The 17,728-nt window shown below is 65.8% G+C and carries 14 protein-coding genes; 7 read left to right on the top strand and 7 right to left on the bottom strand.

Annotated elements, in window-relative coordinates; genetic code table 11:
- The first annotated feature begins 21 nt into the window (after window positions 1–21).
- The 4 genes from xdhB (at window position 22) to G3574_RS25260 (ending at window position 6,033) form a co-directional block, all read left to right on the top strand.
- Window positions 22–2,385 carry a xanthine dehydrogenase molybdopterin binding subunit gene (gene xdhB, locus G3574_RS25275; RefSeq protein WP_163968330.1) on the top strand — a complete coding sequence of 788 codons (2,364 nt, stop codon included), beginning with the start codon at window positions 22–24 and terminating at the stop codon, window positions 2,383–2,385.
- 1 nt (window position 2,386) lies between these two features.
- Window positions 2,387–3,415: a xanthine dehydrogenase accessory protein XdhC gene (gene xdhC, locus G3574_RS25270; protein ID WP_163968329.1), complete on the top strand. Its 1,029-nt coding sequence runs from the start codon at window positions 2,387–2,389 to the stop codon at window positions 3,413–3,415.
- A gap of 55 nt (window positions 3,416–3,470) precedes the next feature.
- Complete coding sequence (gene guaD, locus G3574_RS25265) at window positions 3,471–4,808, top strand: guanine deaminase (RefSeq protein ID WP_163968328.1); 1,338 nt, start codon at window positions 3,471–3,473, stop codon at window positions 4,806–4,808.
- Between the two features lie 127 nt (window positions 4,809–4,935).
- A complete protein-coding gene (locus G3574_RS25260; RefSeq protein ID WP_163968327.1) occupies window positions 4,936–6,033 on the top strand; it encodes a porin in 1,098 nt (365 codons plus the stop codon).
- An 85-nt stretch (window positions 6,034–6,118) separates the two neighbouring features.
- Here G3574_RS25260 and G3574_RS25255 read toward each other — a convergent pair whose 3' ends face one another.
- The 3 genes from G3574_RS25255 to G3574_RS28985 all read right to left on the bottom strand — a co-directional run bounded on the left by G3574_RS25255 (window position 6,119) and on the right by G3574_RS28985 (window position 7,662).
- Window positions 6,119–6,589, bottom strand: coding sequence for a hypothetical protein (locus tag G3574_RS25255; protein WP_163968326.1), 471 nt, complete (start codon window positions 6,587–6,589; stop codon window positions 6,119–6,121).
- A gap of 31 nt (window positions 6,590–6,620) precedes the next feature.
- A complete protein-coding gene (locus G3574_RS25250) occupies window positions 6,621–7,250 on the bottom strand; it encodes an FABP family protein (RefSeq protein ID WP_163968325.1) in 630 nt (209 codons plus the stop codon).
- 118 nt (window positions 7,251–7,368) lie between these two features.
- The gene (locus G3574_RS28985) at window positions 7,369–7,662 is read right to left on the bottom strand and encodes a DUF2269 family protein (protein WP_163968324.1); all 294 of its coding nucleotides are present in this window, start codon (window positions 7,660–7,662) and stop codon (window positions 7,369–7,371) included.
- Between the two features lie 346 nt (window positions 7,663–8,008).
- Between G3574_RS28985 and G3574_RS25240 the strand changes: the two genes are divergently transcribed.
- From G3574_RS25240 to G3574_RS25230, 3 genes are all read left to right on the top strand, one after another.
- On the top strand, window positions 8,009–8,947 hold the full coding sequence (locus G3574_RS25240) for a LysR family transcriptional regulator (RefSeq protein WP_163968323.1): 939 nt from the start codon (window positions 8,009–8,011) through the stop codon (window positions 8,945–8,947).
- 129 nt (window positions 8,948–9,076) lie between these two features.
- Window positions 9,077–10,846 carry an allantoate amidohydrolase gene (locus G3574_RS25235; RefSeq protein ID WP_163968322.1) on the top strand — a complete coding sequence of 590 codons (1,770 nt, stop codon included), beginning with the start codon at window positions 9,077–9,079 and terminating at the stop codon, window positions 10,844–10,846.
- Window positions 10,847–11,139: 293 nt separating this feature from the next.
- A complete protein-coding gene (locus tag G3574_RS25230) occupies window positions 11,140–13,149 on the top strand; it encodes a type IV pilus assembly protein FimV (protein WP_163968321.1) in 2,010 nt (669 codons plus the stop codon).
- A gap of 24 nt (window positions 13,150–13,173) precedes the next feature.
- Here the strand turns inward: G3574_RS25230 and G3574_RS25225 are convergent, their stop codons facing one another.
- The 4 genes from G3574_RS25225 to G3574_RS25210 form a co-directional block, all read right to left on the bottom strand.
- The gene (locus tag G3574_RS25225) at window positions 13,174–14,109 is read right to left on the bottom strand and encodes a 2-hydroxy-3-oxopropionate reductase (protein ID WP_163968320.1); all 936 of its coding nucleotides are present in this window, start codon (window positions 14,107–14,109) and stop codon (window positions 13,174–13,176) included.
- The gene (gene hyi / locus G3574_RS25220) at window positions 14,106–14,891 is read right to left on the bottom strand and encodes a hydroxypyruvate isomerase (protein WP_163968319.1); all 786 of its coding nucleotides are present in this window, start codon (window positions 14,889–14,891) and stop codon (window positions 14,106–14,108) included. Before hyi ends, G3574_RS25225 begins: the two co-directional genes overlap by 4 nt.
- Window positions 14,892–14,916: 25 nt before the next feature.
- A complete protein-coding gene (gene gcl / locus G3574_RS25215; RefSeq protein WP_163968318.1) occupies window positions 14,917–16,692 on the bottom strand; it encodes a glyoxylate carboligase in 1,776 nt (591 codons plus the stop codon).
- Window positions 16,693–16,934: 242 nt separating this feature from the next.
- Window positions 16,935–17,663, bottom strand: a complete 729-nt coding sequence (locus G3574_RS25210) for a glycine-rich domain-containing protein (protein ID WP_205609913.1) — start codon at window positions 17,661–17,663, stop codon at window positions 16,935–16,937.
- Between the last annotated feature and the right edge of the window lie 65 nt (window positions 17,664–17,728).

Genomic DNA, 17,728 nt, shown 5'->3' with positions numbered 1-17,728 from the left:
GCCGAGAATAGTGAAAACATCATGAATACCCAGACAGAATCCTTCCTGCAGCAAGGCGCCGAGACCGGAACCGGTTCGTGGACCGAGGTCGGCCTGCCGCGCCCGCATGAATCCGCCGTGCTGCACGTGCTCGGCGAAGCGACGTACACCGACGACATTCCCGAACTGCAAGGCACCCTGCATGCGGCGCTCGGCCTGTCGCAGCGCGCCCACGCGCGCATCCGCGGCATCGGCTTCGACGCCGTCAGGGCGTCGCCTGGCGTAGTCGCGGTGTATGCCGCCGCCGACATCCCGGGCGTCAACGATTGCGGCCCCATCATCCACGACGATCCTATCTTCGCCGACGGCCTGGTGCAGTACGTTGGCCAGCCGATGTTCATCGTCGTCGCCGACACGCATGACAACGCCCGCCGCGCCGCGCGGATGGCAACGATAGACTATGAGGACCTGCCGGCCATCCTGACGCCGCAGGCTGCGAAGCAGGCGCAGTCCTTCGTGCTGCCGCCGATGCGCTTGGCGCGCGGCCGGTTCAAGGATGCCTTCGACGCCGCGCCGCGCAAGTTCAAGGGCGAACTCTACGTCGGCGGACAGGAACAGTTTTACCTCGAGGGGCAAATCTCCTATGCGGTGCCCAAGGAAGGGCAAGGCATGCACGTGTTCTGCTCGACCCAGCATCCCTCCGAAATGCAGCACGTGGTGGCGCACGCGCTCGGGCTGCATTCGCACAACGTGGTGGTGGAATGCCGGCGCATGGGCGGCGGCTTCGGCGGCAAGGAATCGCAGTCCGCGCTGTGGGCCGCCGCGGCCTCGATCGCGGCCGCCCGGCTCAAGCGTCCGGTCAAGCTGCGGGCCGACCGCGACGACGACATGTTGGTCACCGGCAAGCGGCACTGCTTCCATTACGAATACGAGATCGGCTACGACGACACCGGCCGCATTCTCGCCGCCAGGGTGGAGATGGTTTCCCGCGCGGGCTATTCCGCCGACCTGTCCGGCCCGGTCGCAACGCGCGCCGTCTGCCACTTCGACAATGCCTATTACCTGTCGGACGTGGACATCATGGCCATGTGCGGCAAGACCAATACCCAGTCCAATACCGCCTTCCGCGGCTTCGGCGGACCGCAGGGCGCGATTGCCATCGAATACGTGCTCGACAACATCGCGCGCGACCTCGGCACGGATGCGCTCGACGTTCGCAAGGCCAACTTCTATGGCCGCGACGACGCCGAGGGACGCAACGTCACGCCCTATGGCCAGAAGGTCGAGGACAACGTCATCCATGAACTCGTGGCCGAACTCGAGGCCAGCAGCGAATACCGCCGCCGCCGCGCGCAGGTGCAGGCATACAACGCCGCAAGCCCGGTGCTGAAGAAGGGCCTGGCGCTGACGCCGGTGAAGTTCGGCATCGCCTTCAACGTCAGCCACCTCAACCAGGCCGGCGCCCTGGTGCATGTCTACGTGGATGGCTCGGTGCTGGTCAACCATGGCGGCACCGAGATGGGCCAGGGCATCAATACCAAGGTGGCCCAGGTGGTGGCGCATGAGCTCGGCGTCGATCTGTCCGCGGTGCGCGTGACCGCCACTGACACCAGCAAGGTCGCCAATACCTCGGCCACCGCGGCCTCGACCGGCGCCGACCTGAACGGCAAGGCGGCGCAGGATGCCGCGCGCAAGGTGCGCGACCGGCTTGCTGCCTTCGTCGCCCAGCGCCACGACGTGCCCGTCTCTTCGGTGACGTTCGCCGGCGGCATGGTCCATGCCGGCGGGCAGACGCTGGAATTTCCAAAAGTGGTGCAGGAAGCCTACCTCGCCCGCGCCCAGCTCTGGTCGGACGGCTTCTATGCCACGCCCGGCCTGCACTGGGACGCGAAGACCATGACCGGCCATCCCTTCTTCTACTATGCCTACGGCGCGGCGGTGTCCGAAGTGGTGGTGGATACGCTGACCGGAGAATGGAAGCTGCTGCGCGCCGACGCGCTCTACGACGCCGGCAATTCGCTGAACCCGGCGATCGACATCGGCCAGGTGGAAGGCGGCTTCATCCAGGGCATGGGCTGGCTCACCACCGAAGAACTGTGGTGGAACAAGCAGGGCAAGCTGATGACGCATGCGCCCTCCACCTACAAGATCCCCGGCGTGTCGGACTGCCCGCAAGACTTTCGTGTCCGCCTGTTCAAGAACAGCAATGCCTCGGACAGCATCCACCGCTCCAAGGCGGTCGGCGAGCCGCCGCTGCTGCTGCCCTTCTCGGTCTTCTTCGCCATCCGCGACGCGATCGCCGCAGTCGGCGGCAACCGGGTCGACCCGCCGCTTCAGGCCCCGGCCACCAGCGAAGCCATCCTCGACGCCGTCGACGCGGTGCGCTCCCGCGCCGCCGGAGCCTGACATGCACTGGCTTTCCGCCCTCCAGGCGCTCGCGCCGCACGGCACGCCGGCCATCCTCGTGACTGTCGCCGCGGTGCAAGGCTCGGGTCCGCGCGAGCCGGGCGCGAAGATGGTGGTGACCGAGGTCGCGCAGTTCGACACCATCGGCGGCGGCCATCTCGAGATGCGGGCATGCGAGATCGCGCGCGACATGCTGGCCGGCGGCACGCCGCGCCGGCTCGAGCGCTTTCCGCTCGGACCCAGCCTCGGGCAATGCTGCGGCGGCGTGGTGCAACTCGCCTTCGAACGCGTCGGCAAACCGGAGCATGCGGCCTTTTCCACGCTGGCGGGCCGTTGGCGCGCACGGGAAGACAGCTGGCGGCTGGTGCCGCTCGACACGCCGGAAACGTTCTCCTTGCTGGACGCAAGCGGCGCCCTGCAGCCGGGAACGCGACCGCTAGGCTTTGACGACATCGAGCGGGACGCGCCCTGCCGCCTGCTCAAGGATGGGGCGGGCCAGCGCTGGCTGGTCGACCCCTGCCTCGCCTACCGGCCCCACCTCATCCTGTTCGGCGCGGGCCATGTCGGGGCGGCCATCGTGCAGGCGCTCGCCGGCCTGCCCTGCCATGTCACCTGGGTCGATGAGCGCGAGGAAGAATTTCCGGTCACGTTGCCCGCCAACGTGACGGTCGAGGCGACCGACACGCCGGAGGCCGTGGTCGCCTCCGCCCGCGACGGCGCCAGCTATCTCGTCATGACTCACAGCCATGCGCTGGACCAGGCGCTGGCGGAAGCCATCCTGCGCCGCCGCGGCGTGGCGTGGTTCGGCCTGATCGGCTCGAAGACCAAGCGCATGCAGTTCGAGCATCGCCTGCGCGAGCGCGGCATCGACAGCCTGCGCCTGCAAGACATGGTTTGCCCGATCGGCCTGCCCGGCATCGCCGGCAAGCAGCCGGCAGTGATCGCCGCCTCGGTGACGGCGCAACTGCTGATGGTCTGGGAGGCCGCTGCCAGCGCGACCGAACGCACGCAAATCGAGGCGCACGCATAGCGCCTCCCCTTCCTTCCAGACGGGGAAGAGGAAGTTGAAACACCAGGAAAAAGGAATGAACTTGACGTCCGCAACATCATCGCCGCAGGACTGCCAGGCCTATCGCGCCAGCATCCTGCACTTTACCGCCGACCCGGCGTTCGAGGAGCGCGCCCATGCCTGGCATGAAGATGGCCTGCTGATCGTGCGGGAAGGCCGCGTGCTGGCAGCCGGCGATTACGCCGTCCTGCGCGCCAGCGTGCCGGAGGGCGTGTCCATCGAGGACCATCGCGGCCGGCTCATCGTGCCCGGCTTCATCGACACGCACATCCATTATCCGCAGACGGACATGATCGCCTCGCCGGCGCCCGGGCTGCTGCCATGGCTGGAGACCTACACCTTTCCCACCGAACGCAAGTTCCTCGACGAGGAACACGCGGCCGAGGTGGCGCGCTTCTTCCTCGACGAGCTGCTCCGCTGCGGCACAACGACCGCCATGGTGTACTGCACCGTCCACCCCTCGTCCGTCAATGCCTTCTTCGCGGAGAGCGAGAAGCGCAACCTGCGCATGGTGGCGGGGAAGATCCTGATGGACCGCAACTGCCCCGAGTTCCTGCGCGATACGGCCGAAGGCGGCATACGCGAATCGGAGGAATTGATCAAGAAGTGGCACAACAACGGACGGCAGCTGTATGCGATCACGCCACGCTTCGCGCCGACGTCGACGGAAAAACAACTCCGGCTTGCCGGGGAACTTGCTCGCGAGTATCCTGACACCTTCCTCCAGACGCACGTCGCGGAAAACACCGACGAGGTCGCCTGGGTCAAGTCCCTGTTTCCGGAATCTCGCAGCTATCTTGATGTTTACGACCACTATGGCATGATGCGTCCCCGCGCGATGTACGCGCACTGCATCTGGCTCGACGATGCCGATCGCAGGCGCATGCGCGAAACCGCGTCCGCGGCGTCGATCTGCCCCACATCGAATCTTTTCCTCGGCAGCGGCCTGTTCGACTTCGCGAAAGCGGATGCCATGCAGGTCCCGATGGCGCTGGCGACCGATGTCGGAGGCGGCACCTCGTTCTCGATGCTGCAGACCATGAACGAGGTGTACAAGGTGGCGCGGCTCGGGGGGACTTACCTGCCGGCGCTGCGCATGTTCCACATGGCGACGCTGGGAGGCGCGCGCAGCATGCAGCTGGAGGGAACGATAGGCAATTTCGCGCCTGGCGCGGAAGCCGACTTCGTGATGCTCGATCCGAAAGCCACGCCCTTGCTGGCGCGGCGCACCGGGCGTTGCGAGAGCCTGGAAGAGCTGCTGTTCGCGTTCGCGCTGCTGGGCGACGACCGCGCAGTGGCGTCGACCTACAGCGCGGGCAGGCAGGTGCATGCGCGCGCGGGGCAGCAGGCATGAATGCGGGAGGTCCGCGGGCGCCGGGTTGGACCGGCAACGAGGCGCTTGCGGGCAGGAGAGGGATAACAGGTTCATCAACGCACGGGGAAGCTTCCCGATCAACAACACCATCAACTTAGGAGCCGTCATGCAATCGAAGGGGAAACATTTGAAGAAGGTCTTGACCGCCGCCGCACTGGCCGGCGCGTTCGCCGCGCCGGCCATGGCGCAAACCAACGTCACCGTCAGCGGCCTGGTCGACAACTACGTCGGCTCCATGCGCATGGCGGGCGACGCGTCCAGCAGCCGCGTGCTCAACAGCGGCGGCATGACGACCTCGTGGTTCGGCTTCAAGGGCACGGAGGACCTCGGCGGCGGACTGAAGGCCAACTTCAAGCTGACCAGCTTCATCCAGGCCGACACTGGCCGCCAGGGCCGCTTCCCCGGCGACACGCTGTTCTCGCGCGACGCCAACGTCGGCCTCACCGGCAGCTTCGGCGGCATTTCCATCGGCCGCGACCTCGCGCCCAACTTCCTGCCGACCATCCTGTTCAATCCCTTCGGCGACTCCTTCACCTTCGCGCCGCTGATCCTGCACGCGGACGTGCCGCTGTTCAACGCCTCGGGCTGGACCAACTCGCTCGCCGGCGACACCGGCTGGAGCAACGAGATCATCTACACCACGCCGAACTTCGGCGGCTTCAGCGCGAACATCCATTACCAGCTCGGCGAAGTCCCTGGCGACAACAGCAAGCGCAACGTCGGCGCCAACTTCCTGTACTTTGCCGGCCCGCTGGCACTGACCGGCTTCTACCACAACGTCAAGGTCAACAACCCGCTGAACGTCCCGGCCAACAACGTCCAGCCCGCGGGCAACATTCCCCTGCCCACCGGCCTGACCGCCACCGAGCAGAAGGCCTGGATGCTGGGCGGCACCTACGACCTGAGCGTGGTCAAGCTGTTCGCGACCTATGGCCAGACCTCGCATGACATCGCGCTCGACGACAAGACCCTGTCGCTCGGCCTGTCCGCGCCCGTGGGCGCCGGCAAGGTGCTCGCTTCCTGGGCGAACACCAAGCGCACCGGCTCGGCGATCGGCGCCGACCAGAAGCGCAACACCACGTCGATCGGCTACGACTACGACATGTCCAAGCGTACCGACCTCTACGCGATCGTCATGAACGACCGCATCACCAACCGCGACAGCGGCAACAGCTTCGGCCTCGGCATCCGCCACCGCTTCTAAGCCTGCCCGCGACGCAAAAAACCCGGCAAATGCCGGGTTTTTTCATTTGTGGCCGGTGTTGTGCCCAGTGTACCGGGCGGCCGGGTCACTCCTCTTCGTCGCTTTCGACCAGCCTCAGGGAACTGACGCTGTTGGCGAAATACCGCTGGGATGTCGCGTAGTCCGCGCAGCCGTAGTCGTGGAAGGCGGCGCGCACCACGATCGGCGGCGCGGCAATGATCTTGCTGATGGCGCGATAGGATTTGTCGCGCGCGTGGCAGTCGGTCATCATCAGCCAGCTCTTGTCATCCCCTTCGCTCGCTTCGGCGACGACCTGCCAGGCGTAGCCCGGCATGGAGAACAGGTGGCGCAGGTCGTTGGACTTGAACGCCCCCGCCACCTGCACCGCGCTGCGCCTGTCCTCGCCTCCAAGCTGCCAGGCATTGATGTACAAGCCCTTGGCCCCATCGGCCGCTTCGAAGTACAGCGAGCTGGTGTCCTTCGATTCTTTCTGGGTCCAGTCATCCGGCAGCGCCATGACCCAGAAGTCGGTGCGGACGATGAGGTAGTTTTCCATGCTGCTCTCCCGGGAGCCTGTGCCTTGAATGTCAGCGCGCCAGCGGATTCGGCGTCGCTTCCGCGACCTTGTGCAAGAGGTTGCGGTCGAGGTGGTGGAAGGGTTCTTCCTTGCCGCGGATCATCATCACCGTGTCTTCCTCGTAGCCCCAGGTGCCATCCTCGTTGATCGTGACCTTGATGCGGTATTCCACCGTATTGAACGCATGGTCGAGGAAGGGATTGGAACGGATGCCCCAGTGTTCCGATTCGCGGCGCGCGACGAGCTCGAAGCTCTTGTCGTCCGGCCCGGCCTGGCCGACCGCCATGGCGATCTGGCCGCGCGGAATGGCAAGCGTCTGGATGATGTTGCCCGTGGCCGGTTCCCACAGCCAGTATCCCAGCTGCTCGTGGTAGGTCTTCACCTGGTTGGGCTTGGTGATGAAGATGTTGTAGCGCAGGCCGTAGAAAAGCTGCGGACCGTTGGTGACGGGATCGATGGGTTGCAGTTCGATGCGCTCGTGGAAGGCCTGCTTGCGCGGGCCGTCCGCCTTGGGCTTGATGTCCAGCCCTCGCGTGCCTTCCCACACGCCGGCCATGGGGCCCAGCGGGCCGAGGTTGTTCAGGGTGCGGACGTCGACGTTCGACGGCTCGGTATAAATATCCTTGGGAAAATCGCTCATCGTTGCGCGGGGTATTGAATGAATGTAATCGCCTATGTCGGCGCGGCAACAATGATTGTAGTGGGAAATTCCCGCGCTGGCGCGACGCCGGACGGGAGGCGCGACGCCGACGTTGTTTTCAGGCTGGCCTGGTCGCCATCAGCCAGAAGATGGCAACGAAGGCAAGGAAGGCTAGAATGCCGAGCGAGATGCAGAAACGCAGGAAAGTCGAGTACTTCGCGGGCAGGTCATGGTCGCGGCGGTCCGCATGAAGGGCATGGGAATCGGCAGGAAATGCGCGCGTGGATGTCCTGCAAGGTTCGCGCGCCTTGCTCCCGACATGAAGATGCCCACGCGGTCTCCCGGTGAAAGGCCTCGAGAAATTCGAGCCATCGCATCGAAAGACTGCATCGCCGCAACGCGGTTCAGTCATCGAACAACTTGGACGCAAGTTAATTGCGCGCAAAAAAAGGGCGGGAAACTTTCCCGCCCAAATCACTTACCTCAGGAGGCTGGTCACCCAGGAACAGACGCCAGACAGGGCGCTGTGCGGGAAACCTGCCTGTTGGATGCGCATTTCACCGCTTCGTTCTGCCGCTGCCCGCGTTTTTGCCGGGCGCGGACGGGCATCTCTCCGGACCGCCCGGAAGGGAAATAACCCGCGGAAAATTTGCGCGGATCCGTTGTAAGGCAAGGCCGTTACGCGATAGACTTTTTTGACCACCGGAATATTGAACGGTGGATATGAGCGTCATCATCCATCCCTTATAGAGGTCGCCATGGCTGGCTTGCCCGATCACCTCGACATCCATCTCATCCGCATCCTTTACCTGCTGCTGTCGGAAAAGAACGTGTCGCGCGTTGCGCTCAAACTCAACCAGCCGCAACCTTCCATCTCGGCCTCGCTGCGCAAGCTGCGCGAACTGACGGGCGATCCGCTGCTGGTGCGCGGCGCGCGCGGCATGGTGCCGACCCAGCATGGCGAAAGCCTGCTCAAGCCCGCCAAGCGCGTGCTCGAAGAGACGGAGCGCCTGTTCGCGCAGAAGAGCGCCTTCGCGCCGCAGCAAGAGGCGCGGACCTTCCACATCGCCGCGCCGGATTATCTCGACAGCCAGTTCCTGCCGAACATCGTCGCCGGCGTGCGGCGCGAATCGCCGAAGAGCCGCGTGGTGATCCATGGCCTCGGGCCCGAGATCGACTACCTCAGGCTGCTGTCCGATGGCGACCTCGACCTGGTGATTGCCAACTGGGAAGAGCCGCCCGCTCACCTCCACATGTCGAAGCTGTTCGAGGACGAGATCGCCTGCATCATGCGCGCCGACTGCGCCTATGCCTTGCGCACCGGGCCCGACGACATGACGGTGGAAGACTATCTTTCCCTGCCCCACGTCGCGCCCTCGCAGATGATGGCGGGCTACTACGGCGTGATCGAATCCTTCCTGGCGCGCCAGAACTTGCATCGCAATGTCGTGGCGGAATCGGCCTATTTCGGCCTCATTCCCTACATGCTGACGCGCACCGACCTGGTCCTCACCACCGGCCGGCAATTCATGAAGTTCTATGAAAAGAACCTGCCGCTGAAGGTGTTCCGCGTGCCCCTGCCCTTCCCGGCGATGCGGTTCTACCAGCTGTGGCACGAGCGCGTGCATCATGCCCCGGAGCACAAGTGGCTGCGCGAACTGATCGCGGCCACCGCGAAATCGCTCGTGGTGCGATGATGGGCCGCCCGCCCGGGCGTGCCCCGGGGGGAGCGATATATGCGGGAATGCAGGCGGCATATTCGCACCGGCTTATATCACCCCGCCTGCCTGACCTTACCATGCTGGACAACCACGAGAAGCCGCGCCATGAACGACATCCAAGCCAGCACGCTCACCCTGGAGCAACTCAACGCCTGCCCGGAACTTCAATTCGCCCGCCTGCTCGGCGGCATCTACGAGCACTCGCCATGGATACCTGAGCGCGCCGCCGCCTGCAGGCCTTTCCTTTCCCTGGAGACGCTCAAGCTCGCGCTTCAGCAAGCGGTAAGCGCCGCCACGCGCGAAGAGCAGCTGGCGCTCGTCCGCGCCCATCCGGAACTTGCCGGCAAGGCAGCCATTGCCGGCAAGCTGACCCGCGAATCCACCGGCGAACAGGCGCAGGCGGGACTTCACCAATGCACGCCGGAAGAATTCGCGACGCTGCAACGCCTGAACGCCCAGTACAACGCCAGGTTCGGATTTCCCTTCATCCTCGCCGTCAAGGGTCCGACGGGCAAGGGCCTCGCCCGGCAGGAGATCATTGCCGCCTTCGGCCGCCGGCTGAAGAACCGGCCCGATGACGAGCTTGCCGAGAACCTGCGGCAGGTCCATCGCATCGCCGAGCTGCGGCTGAACGACCTGCTGGGCCACGTGCCGGCGCTGGGCCTGGCGGTGATGGAATGGGCGGAAGAGATCGGCCAGTGGAGCGACGACGGCGACGGGCTGACCTGCGCCTACATGACGATGGCCCACCGCAAGACGGCGGTGCAGCTCGCGACCTGGATGCGCGAATCCGGCATGGAAGTCGGCATCGACGCCGTCGGCAACGTGGTCGGCCGCTACCTGTCCCCCGATCCGCAGGCGAAGACCCTGATGACCGGCTCGCACTACGACACGGTGCACAACGGCGGCAGGTACGATGGACGCGCAGGCATCCTGCTGCCGATCGCCATCGTGCGCCACCTGCATGCGCGCGGCGAACGCCTGCCCTACCACCTCGAGATCGTCGGGTTTTCGGAAGAGGAAGGCGTGCGCTACAAGAGCACCTTCCTGGGCAGCAATGCCGTCTCCGGGCGCTTCGACATGGACTTGCTCGACAAGACGGACGCGGAAGGCATCACCATGCGCGCCGCGCTGCTCGACGCCGGCCATGACGTCGATGCCATCGCCGCCATCGCGCGCGATCCCGGCGACCTGCTCGGTTTCGTCGAGATCCACATTGAACAGGGCCCGGTCCTGCTGGAGCGCAACCTGCCGGTCGGCGTGGTCACCTCCATCGCCGGCAGCCGGCGCTATCTCATCGAACTGGAGGGCGTGGCCAGCCACGCGGGCACCACGCCCATGTCGATGCGCAAGGATGCGGCAGCCGCCGCCGCGGAAATCGTGCTGTTCGTGGAAAGGCGCTGCAACGCGGGCGGCTCGCTGGTCGGCACGGTGGGACAGTTGCAGGTGCCGCAGGGTTCGGTCAACGTGATTCCGGGCAGCTGCAGGCTGTCGCTCGACGTCCGCGCGGCGGACGATGCCGCCCGGGACGCGGCGGCCGACGACATCCTGCGCGAGATCGACGCCATCTGCGCGCGGCGCAACATCGAATCGCGCATCGAGCTGCTGCTGTCGGCGCCGGCGGTTCCATGCTCGCCCCGGCTGATGCGCCAGCTTGCCGGCGCCACGGCGCGCGCGGGCGTGCCGCCATTCGAGCTGACCTCGGGCGCGGGCCACGATGCCATGTCGATGGCGGCGATCACGGACGTGGCGATGCTGTTCACCCGCTGCGGCAACGGCGGCATCAGCCACAATCCCCTGGAAACCATGACGGCGGACGACGCCGACGTCGCGGCCCGCATCTTCCTCGATTTCCTGCGCGGGTTCGCGCCCTGACGATGGTGCGACGTACGGAGGAACTTGCCCTTCCTGCAAGCTCCTCCGCATGTCAGCCCCCTGTCCGTTTCTTTCCCGCGGCTTGAACAAAAGTCGCGCCGCAAGCACAAAACGCCGTTTTCCAGGCTTTTTCCGGCGCAGTCCGGCAAGAGAATTTGACGGCACCGCTGTTGCTTCGTAGCATAGTCCCTATTCCTCGGCTTTCCCGACCCAACATTCCCTCTGACGTCCGTTCCGCGCCTGCGAGGCACTCTCCTCGCGGCGGGCGACGGATGCAAAAGAAACATCCAGTCATGCCTTTTCCAATTCGTTCCCGGGTCCGTCCCTTCCGCCTCCACAAGATCGGCGTCGCCGTCGCTTCCCTCCTGCTGCTGTGCGACGCGCGCGCCGTCGGGCTGGGCAACATGACCGTTTCGTCGGCGCTGGGCCAGCCCTTGCAGGCCGAGATCGAACTGCTCAGCACCGGCGCCCAGGACGAGGGCGCGCTGCTGGCCCGCATCGCCGGCCCGGACGCCTTCCGGCAAGCGGGAATCGACTTCCATCCGCTGCTGCCCTCGCTGCGCTTCGCCATCGTCGCGCGTGGCGATCGCCGGGTCATCCGCGTCACGTCGGCGCAACCGGTCAACGAACCCTTCGTCGACATGCTGCTCGAATTGCGCAGCGCCGACGGCCGGCTGATGCGGGAATACGTGTTCCTGCTCGATCCGCCGGCCGATGGCGTCCAGGCCGGGTCGTCCTCCAGCGTTCCGAATGCCGGCACGGCGTCCTACACGCCGGCCGTTCCCGCCGGCCTTGGCGCCGCGGAAAAGCGGCTCGGCGGCGAGCAGCCGCCGAGCCGCAAGGCGACCGCAGTGTCGCCGGCAGCGAAGAAACCGGCCGCGGCGGCACAGGCCGGCAAGCCGCGCCTGAGCCTCACCGACCTGAGCGTGGCGCCGGGCACGAGTCCGGTGTTCGCCGCCGACGACAACGCGGCGATGGAAAAGGCCGTGAGCGAAGCCAACGACCGCGTCAAGGCGCTGGAGCAGAAGGTCGAGACCTTGCAGAAGCTGCTGACCGCGACCAACAGCCTGCTGACGGAAATGCAGAAGCGGAACGAACTGCTGAAGCAGACCGATGCCGACGGCACGCGGAGCGTCGCAGGCGCGGCGGCTTCGATGACATCTTCGGTAGCGCCTTCGGTGGCGCCTTCGATGACGTCATCAGCGGCTTCTTCCGCCGCGCCGGAGAAGCCCACCGGCGCGCCACTCAAGGTGACCACCACCCTCGCCCAGCCCCATCCCGCTCCTGGCCCTGCCCCTGCCTTCTCATCCAGCCTGCCCGGCGACATCCTCCTGCCTTCGATCGCCGGCCTCGGCGTACTGGGCCTGGGCGGCCTGGCGGCGTGGATCTTGCGCCGCCGCCGGGCCGGCGCGCGCCGGACGGAGCCGGCCACCGCCAGCGCCGAACTCGCGACCGATGGCCTGCCCACCCTGACGGATGCCGGCAACAGCATGTTCGTGCCCGCATTCGCGACCACCACGTCCATGCAGATCAGCGCCGACGATCCCGTGGCCGAAGCCGACATCTACATCGCCTACGGCCGCGACAAGCAGGCAGAGGACATCCTCAAGGACGCCTTGCGCGTGCGGCCGGAAAATCCGGCCATTCATCTCAAGCTGCTGTCGATCTACGCTTCCCGCGAGGAACGCGACAGCTTCCAAGCCCAGGCCACGGAACTGCATGCCAGGACGCACGGCGAAGGCGAGGAATGGCGGCAGGCGGCGGCAATGGGACTGGCGCTGGATCCCGGCAACCCGCTGTACGCGGCGGGAGCCGGCGAGACGGAAATCATCGACGACCACGTTCTCGAATTCACGTCGGCGCAGGACGATGCCGCACCGGCAGACCCTGCGCCAGCCATGGACCTCGATTTCGCCGCGACGCTGCAAAACGGCGCTACGGAAGCACCGGCCGCAGCCGACATCCCGGCACGGCAAGCCGTCGCGGAGGAAAGGCCCGCGCCAGGCATCGGCCCTATCGATTTCGACCTGGAACTGCCTTCGCTGGAGGTGAGCGAAGTGCCGCATGTTCCCGCCGCCGCTGCATCAGCGCCCGCGCCGGGCATCGGTCCGATCGACTTCGACCTCGGCCTGCCCGAGCTTCCCGTCATCGCCGCGCCTTCGGAAGACGCGCCTGCCGCGGCAGAAGCCGGGGTTGCGTCGACTACCGGATCCGGCCATGCCGCCGACGATGGCATCGCCACCCTGAACCTGGACGACTTCCTTGCCGAACTGGCCCTGGCCAACGACAAGAAAAACCAGTAATGAACCAATGAGCCGATGAGCCGGTCAGTCCCCGGCGATCGCATGGTTGGACAGGATCTCGATGGCGCGGCACAAGGCTGAATGGTCCAGCCCGCCCATGCCGTGCGCGGCGCAGGCATTCATGAGTTCCTGCGCCGTGGCGGTGTTGGGCAAGGAGATCCCGAGCGCCTTCGCCCCCTGCAGCGCCAGGTTCAGGTCCTTCTGGTGCAGCGCGATGCGGAACCCCGGTTCGAAGCTGCGCCCGACCATGCGCTCGCCATGCACCTCGAGGACGCGCGACGCGGCAAAGCCCCCCATCAATGCCTGGCGCACTCTAGCAGGGTCGGCCCCGGCCTTCGACGCAAACAGCAAGGCTTCCGCGACTGCCTGGATGTTCAGGGCAACGATGATCTGGTTGGCGACCTTGGTGGTCTGGCCATCGCCGTTGCCGCCGACCAGGGTGATGTTCCTGCCCATGAGCTCGAACAGCGGCCTGACGTCATGGAAGGCGCTCTCGGGGCCGCCGGCCATGATGGTAAGGGATGCCGCCTTCGCGCCGACCTCGCCGCCGGACACCGGCGCATCGAGGTATTGGCAACCCAGCGCATTGATGCGGCGCGCGAAGTCCTTGGTGGCGATCGGCGAGATCGAGCTCATGTCGACCACGATCTTCCCCGGCGACAGGCCGCCCGCCACGCCGTCCGGCGCGAACAGCACGTCTTCCACGTGCGGCGTGTCCGGCACCATGGTGATGATGATGTCGGCGCGCTTGCCCACTTCCGCCGCCGAGGTGCAGACGGTGGCGCCGCCTTCCACCAGCGCGTAGGGCGGATTCTTCCTGTCATGCAGGTAGAGCTTGTGCCCGCCTCGCTGCAGGTGGCCCGCCATCGGCGCGCCCATGATGCCCAGTCCGATAAATCCTACCTTTGCCATGTCGATTCTCCGTGATTCGTGGTGTTGTCCGAAGCCGCCCGCACTCATGCGGCAAGCCCGTGGGCCTGCCGCCATCCCAGGCCTTCCAGCGTGCCAGCCCGGGGCTTGTATTCGCAGCCGATCCAGCCGTCGTAGTTCAGCTCGTCGAGCAGCACGAACAAGGCGCGGTAGTTGATCTCGCCGGTGCCGGGCTCGAAGCGGCCCGGATTGTCGGCCAGCTGGATGTGGCGGATGATGTCCAGGTTCTCGCGTATCGTTCCCGCCAGCTCGCCCTCCATGCGCTGCATGTGATAGATGTCGTATTGCAGGTAGATGTTGGCGGAGCCGGTGTCCCGGATCAGGTCGATCGCCTGACGGGTGCGGGTCAGGTAGAAGCCGGGAATGTCGAAGTCGTTGACCGGCTCGACCAGCAGGCGGATGCCTTGTTCGCCGAGCTTGTCGGCCGCGAAGCGCAGGTTGTCCACCAGCGTGCGGCGCACGGCGTCCGGGTCCGTGCCCGGCGGCGTGATGCCCGCCAGGCAGTTGATTTGCCGGGTCCCCAATGCCCTGGCGTAGCGGATGGCTTCCCCCACGCCGTCGCGGAATTCGCCCACGCGGTCCGGATGGCAGGCGATGCCGCGCTCGCCCTCTTCCCATTTCCCGGCCGGCAGGTTGTGCAGCACGAGCTCGAGCTGGCAGGCGGCGAGCCGGTCGGCGATGCGCTGGGCGGGAAAGGCATAGGGGAAGAGGAACTCGACGCCGCGGAAGCCGGCGCGCGCGGCGGCCTCGAAGCGGTCGAGAAAGGCGTGTTCGTTGAACAGCATGGTCAGGTTGGCTGCCAGTCTGGACATGTCGGTCTCCAGGTTGTCCAGGGGGTTAATCCAGCAGGGCGATCGCCGTCGGCGCATCGGCGGCGCATTGCGCGAGGTCTTCGAATTCATTGATCTTGTCGATCTCGGTGCCCATGGCGATGTTGGTCACCCGCTCGAGGATGATTTCCACCACCACCGGCACCCGGTACTGGCGCATCCAGGCCCGGGCCTGGCCGAAGGCGTCCTGGATGTCTTCGGGACGCGTCACCCTGATCGCCTTGCAGCCCAGCCCTTCCACGACGGCGACGTGGTCCACGCCATAGCCGTCGAGCTCGGGTGCATTGACGTTGTCGAAGGCAAGCTGCACGCAGTAATCCATGTCAAAGCCGCGCTGGGACTGGCGGATCAGGCCGAGGTAGGAATTGTTCACCACGATGTGCAGGTAAGGCAGCTTGAACTGCGCGCCCACTGCCAGTTCTTCGATCATGAACTGGAAATCGTAGTCGCCGGAGATGGCAACCACCTGCCGCGCCGGGTCGGCGGCCACCACGCCGAGCGCCGCCGGCGCGGTCCAGCCGAGCGGACCGGCCTGTCCGCAATTGATCCAGTGGCGCGGCTTGTAGACATGCAGGAATTGCGCGGCGGCGATCTGCGACAGGCCGATGGTGGAGACATAGCAGGTCTCGCGGCCGAAGGCGCGGTTGATTTCCTCGTACACGCGCTGCGGCTTGACCGGCACGTTCTCGAAGTGGGTCTTGCGCAGCAGGCTGCGCTTGCGTTCCTGGCACTGCCCGGCCCAGCCCCGGCGATCCTTCAGCCTGCCCGCCGCTTTCCATTCCTTAGCCACCTCGACGAACAATTGCAAGGCCGCCTTCGCGTCCGACACGATGCCGTAGTCGGGGCCGAATACCCGGCCGATCTGCGTCGGCTCGATGTCCACGTGCACGAACTTGCGGCCCTGGGTAAAGACTTCCACCGAACCGGTGTGGCGGTTGGCCCAGCGGTTGCCGATGCCGAGCACGAAATCGGATGCCAGCAAGGTCGCATTGCCGTAGCGGTGGCTGGTTTGCAGGCCTGCCATGCCGGCCATCAGCGGATGATCGTCGGGAATGGCGCCCCAGCCCATGAGCGTGGGGATGACCGGCACGCCGACCGTTTCGGCGAACTCCACCAGCAGCGCTGAAGCATCGGCATTGATGATGCCGCCGCCGGCGGTGATCAGGGGGCGCTCGGCATCGTTGAGCATGGCCAGCGCCTTTTCGACCTGCGCGCGGCTGGCAGCGGGCTTGTAGGCGGGCAGCGGCTCATAGGTGTCGGCATCGAATTCGATCTCCGCCATCTGGACGTCGAAGGGCAAGTCGATCAACACGGGGCCGGGCCGGCCGGAACGCATGAGATGAAACGCCTGCTGGAACACGCGCGGCACGAGCGCCGGTTCGCGCACGGTGACCGCCCACTTGGTGACCGGCCTGGCGATGGACTCGATGTCGACGGCCTGGAAATCTTCCTTGTGCAGCCGTGCGCGCGGCGCCTGGCCGGTGATGCAGAGGATGGGGATGGAATCGGCCTGGGCGGAATACAGGCCGGTGATCATGTCGGTGCCGGCGGGCCCCGATGTACCGATGCACACGCCGATGTTGCCCGCCTTCGCGCGGGTATAGCCCTCGGCCATGTGGGAAGCGCCCTCGACGTGGCGCGCCAGGATGTGGCCGATGCCGCCGTCCTTGCGCAGCGCGGCATAGAACGGGTTGATGGCGGCGCCGGGAACGCCGAATGCCTGGGTGATGCCTTCCTTGTGCAATACCTGCACGGCCGCTTCCGCGGCGGTCATCCTTGCCATGATTCCTCCTTCAAGCTGATGTGGGCACGAAGGGGATGCTAAGGGCAAAGTCCGCGTGTGATAAGACGAGGATTTGTCGCTGGTTTCCTTACCCGGGGTATGGAATCGCGGGATTGCCGCGGCGCGGGATGAGCGAACGCGGCGAGAGCGGGAGGAAGGTAAGCGAGAGAAAGATAAGCGAAAGAAGGACGGCGGCCGTGGAAGCGGCAGCCGTCCCGTTCAATATGCGGGAGCGGGATGAATCAGGCGGGAACCGGCTCCAGCAGCGGGCGGCCCTTCGCGGTCACGACGTCATGGCTCATCATGGAGGCCGGCGCCTTGGCGCAGTAAGAGGCTTGGACGCCATTGCTCTTCGCGGCCCTCGCGCAATAGGCGGGATCCTCCGCCGACTGCTTCGCCCCGGAGGCCGCAACGGACGTCCGCGCGCAGTAGGCTGCGGCTTCCGTGGCCGTCGTCTTGGCGCAATAGGCTGTAGCCTTTGCGCAGTACGCTGTAGCCTTTGCGCAGTAGGCGGTGGACCTGGCGCAGTACGCTGCATCCTGGGCGGCACGGGCGCAGTATCCGCTGGCCTCCTCGCCGGCTGCGCCGAATTCCCGGACATAGAGGCGCTGCATGTTTTCCGCTGCTTTTGCGAGGTTGGCGGCATCATCTTCGCCGCGCAAACCGAAGTAAGGGAAATGGTGCAGGAAGTAGCCGAACACCGCGTCACAGTCCTGGGCGTACTTCATGGTGTCGAGGATATGCGCGTGCCAGAACTTGTCGACGGTGCGGCTCGGCGCGATCACTTCATCCGGGTACTTCCCCAGCAGCACGAGGTAGCGGCGGTATTCGCGTTCGGCCTGGTCGACCTCGGCGCGAGACCAGCCTTCTCCTTCTTCCTTGTCCATCAGCTTGAACTTGATCGGGTCGAGGTCGAGCTCCGCTACCGCACGCTCGACGTGGCCGGGATTTTTTTCTTGTTCGAATTGCATCGTCATGAGTCTCCACCTTTCTAGAAGTGAACATGGAAGGATGTTGGCGCGAGCCGTGCGGTGCA

This window comes from Noviherbaspirillum galbum, assembly GCF_010974945.1.
GTDB lineage: Bacteria > Pseudomonadota > Gammaproteobacteria > Burkholderiales > Burkholderiaceae_D > Noviherbaspirillum > Noviherbaspirillum galbum.
The sequence above is the reverse complement of the archived record's forward strand: the minus strand, read 5'-3'. Positions and strand labels throughout refer to the sequence as shown.

What these genes read in the sequence shown, in the direction of transcription:
- xdhB (WP_163968330.1), top strand. Translation starts at nt 22, where the DNA reads ATGAATACCCAGACAGAATCCTTCCTGCAGCAAGGCGCCGAGACCGGA.
- xdhC (WP_163968329.1), top strand. Translation starts at nt 2,387, where the DNA reads ATGCACTGGCTTTCCGCCCTCCAGGCGCTCGCGCCGCACGGCACGCCG.
- guaD (WP_163968328.1), top strand. Translation starts at nt 3,471, where the DNA reads ATGAACTTGACGTCCGCAACATCATCGCCGCAGGACTGCCAGGCCTAT.
- G3574_RS25260 (WP_163968327.1), top strand. Translation starts at nt 4,936, where the DNA reads ATGCAATCGAAGGGGAAACATTTGAAGAAGGTCTTGACCGCCGCCGCA.
- G3574_RS25255 (WP_163968326.1), bottom strand. Translation starts at nt 6,589, where the DNA reads ATGGAAAACTACCTCATCGTCCGCACCGACTTCTGGGTCATGGCGCTG.
- G3574_RS25250 (WP_163968325.1), bottom strand. Translation starts at nt 7,250, where the DNA reads ATGAGCGATTTTCCCAAGGATATTTATACCGAGCCGTCGAACGTCGAC.
- G3574_RS28985 (WP_163968324.1), bottom strand. Translation starts at nt 7,662, where the DNA reads ATGACTGAACCGCGTTGCGGCGATGCAGTCTTTCGATGCGATGGCTCG.
- G3574_RS25240 (WP_163968323.1), top strand. Translation starts at nt 8,009, where the DNA reads ATGGCTGGCTTGCCCGATCACCTCGACATCCATCTCATCCGCATCCTT.
- G3574_RS25235 (WP_163968322.1), top strand. Translation starts at nt 9,077, where the DNA reads ATGAACGACATCCAAGCCAGCACGCTCACCCTGGAGCAACTCAACGCC.
- G3574_RS25230 (WP_163968321.1), top strand. Translation starts at nt 11,140, where the DNA reads ATGCCTTTTCCAATTCGTTCCCGGGTCCGTCCCTTCCGCCTCCACAAG.
- G3574_RS25225 (WP_163968320.1), bottom strand. Translation starts at nt 14,109, where the DNA reads ATGAGTGCGGGCGGCTTCGGACAACACCACGAATCACGGAGAATCGAC.
- hyi (WP_163968319.1), bottom strand. Translation starts at nt 14,891, where the DNA reads ATGTCCAGACTGGCAGCCAACCTGACCATGCTGTTCAACGAACACGCC.
- gcl (WP_163968318.1), bottom strand. Translation starts at nt 16,692, where the DNA reads ATGGCAAGGATGACCGCCGCGGAAGCGGCCGTGCAGGTATTGCACAAG.
- G3574_RS25210 (WP_205609913.1), bottom strand. Translation starts at nt 17,663, where the DNA reads ATGCAATTCGAACAAGAAAAAAATCCCGGCCACGTCGAGCGTGCGGTA.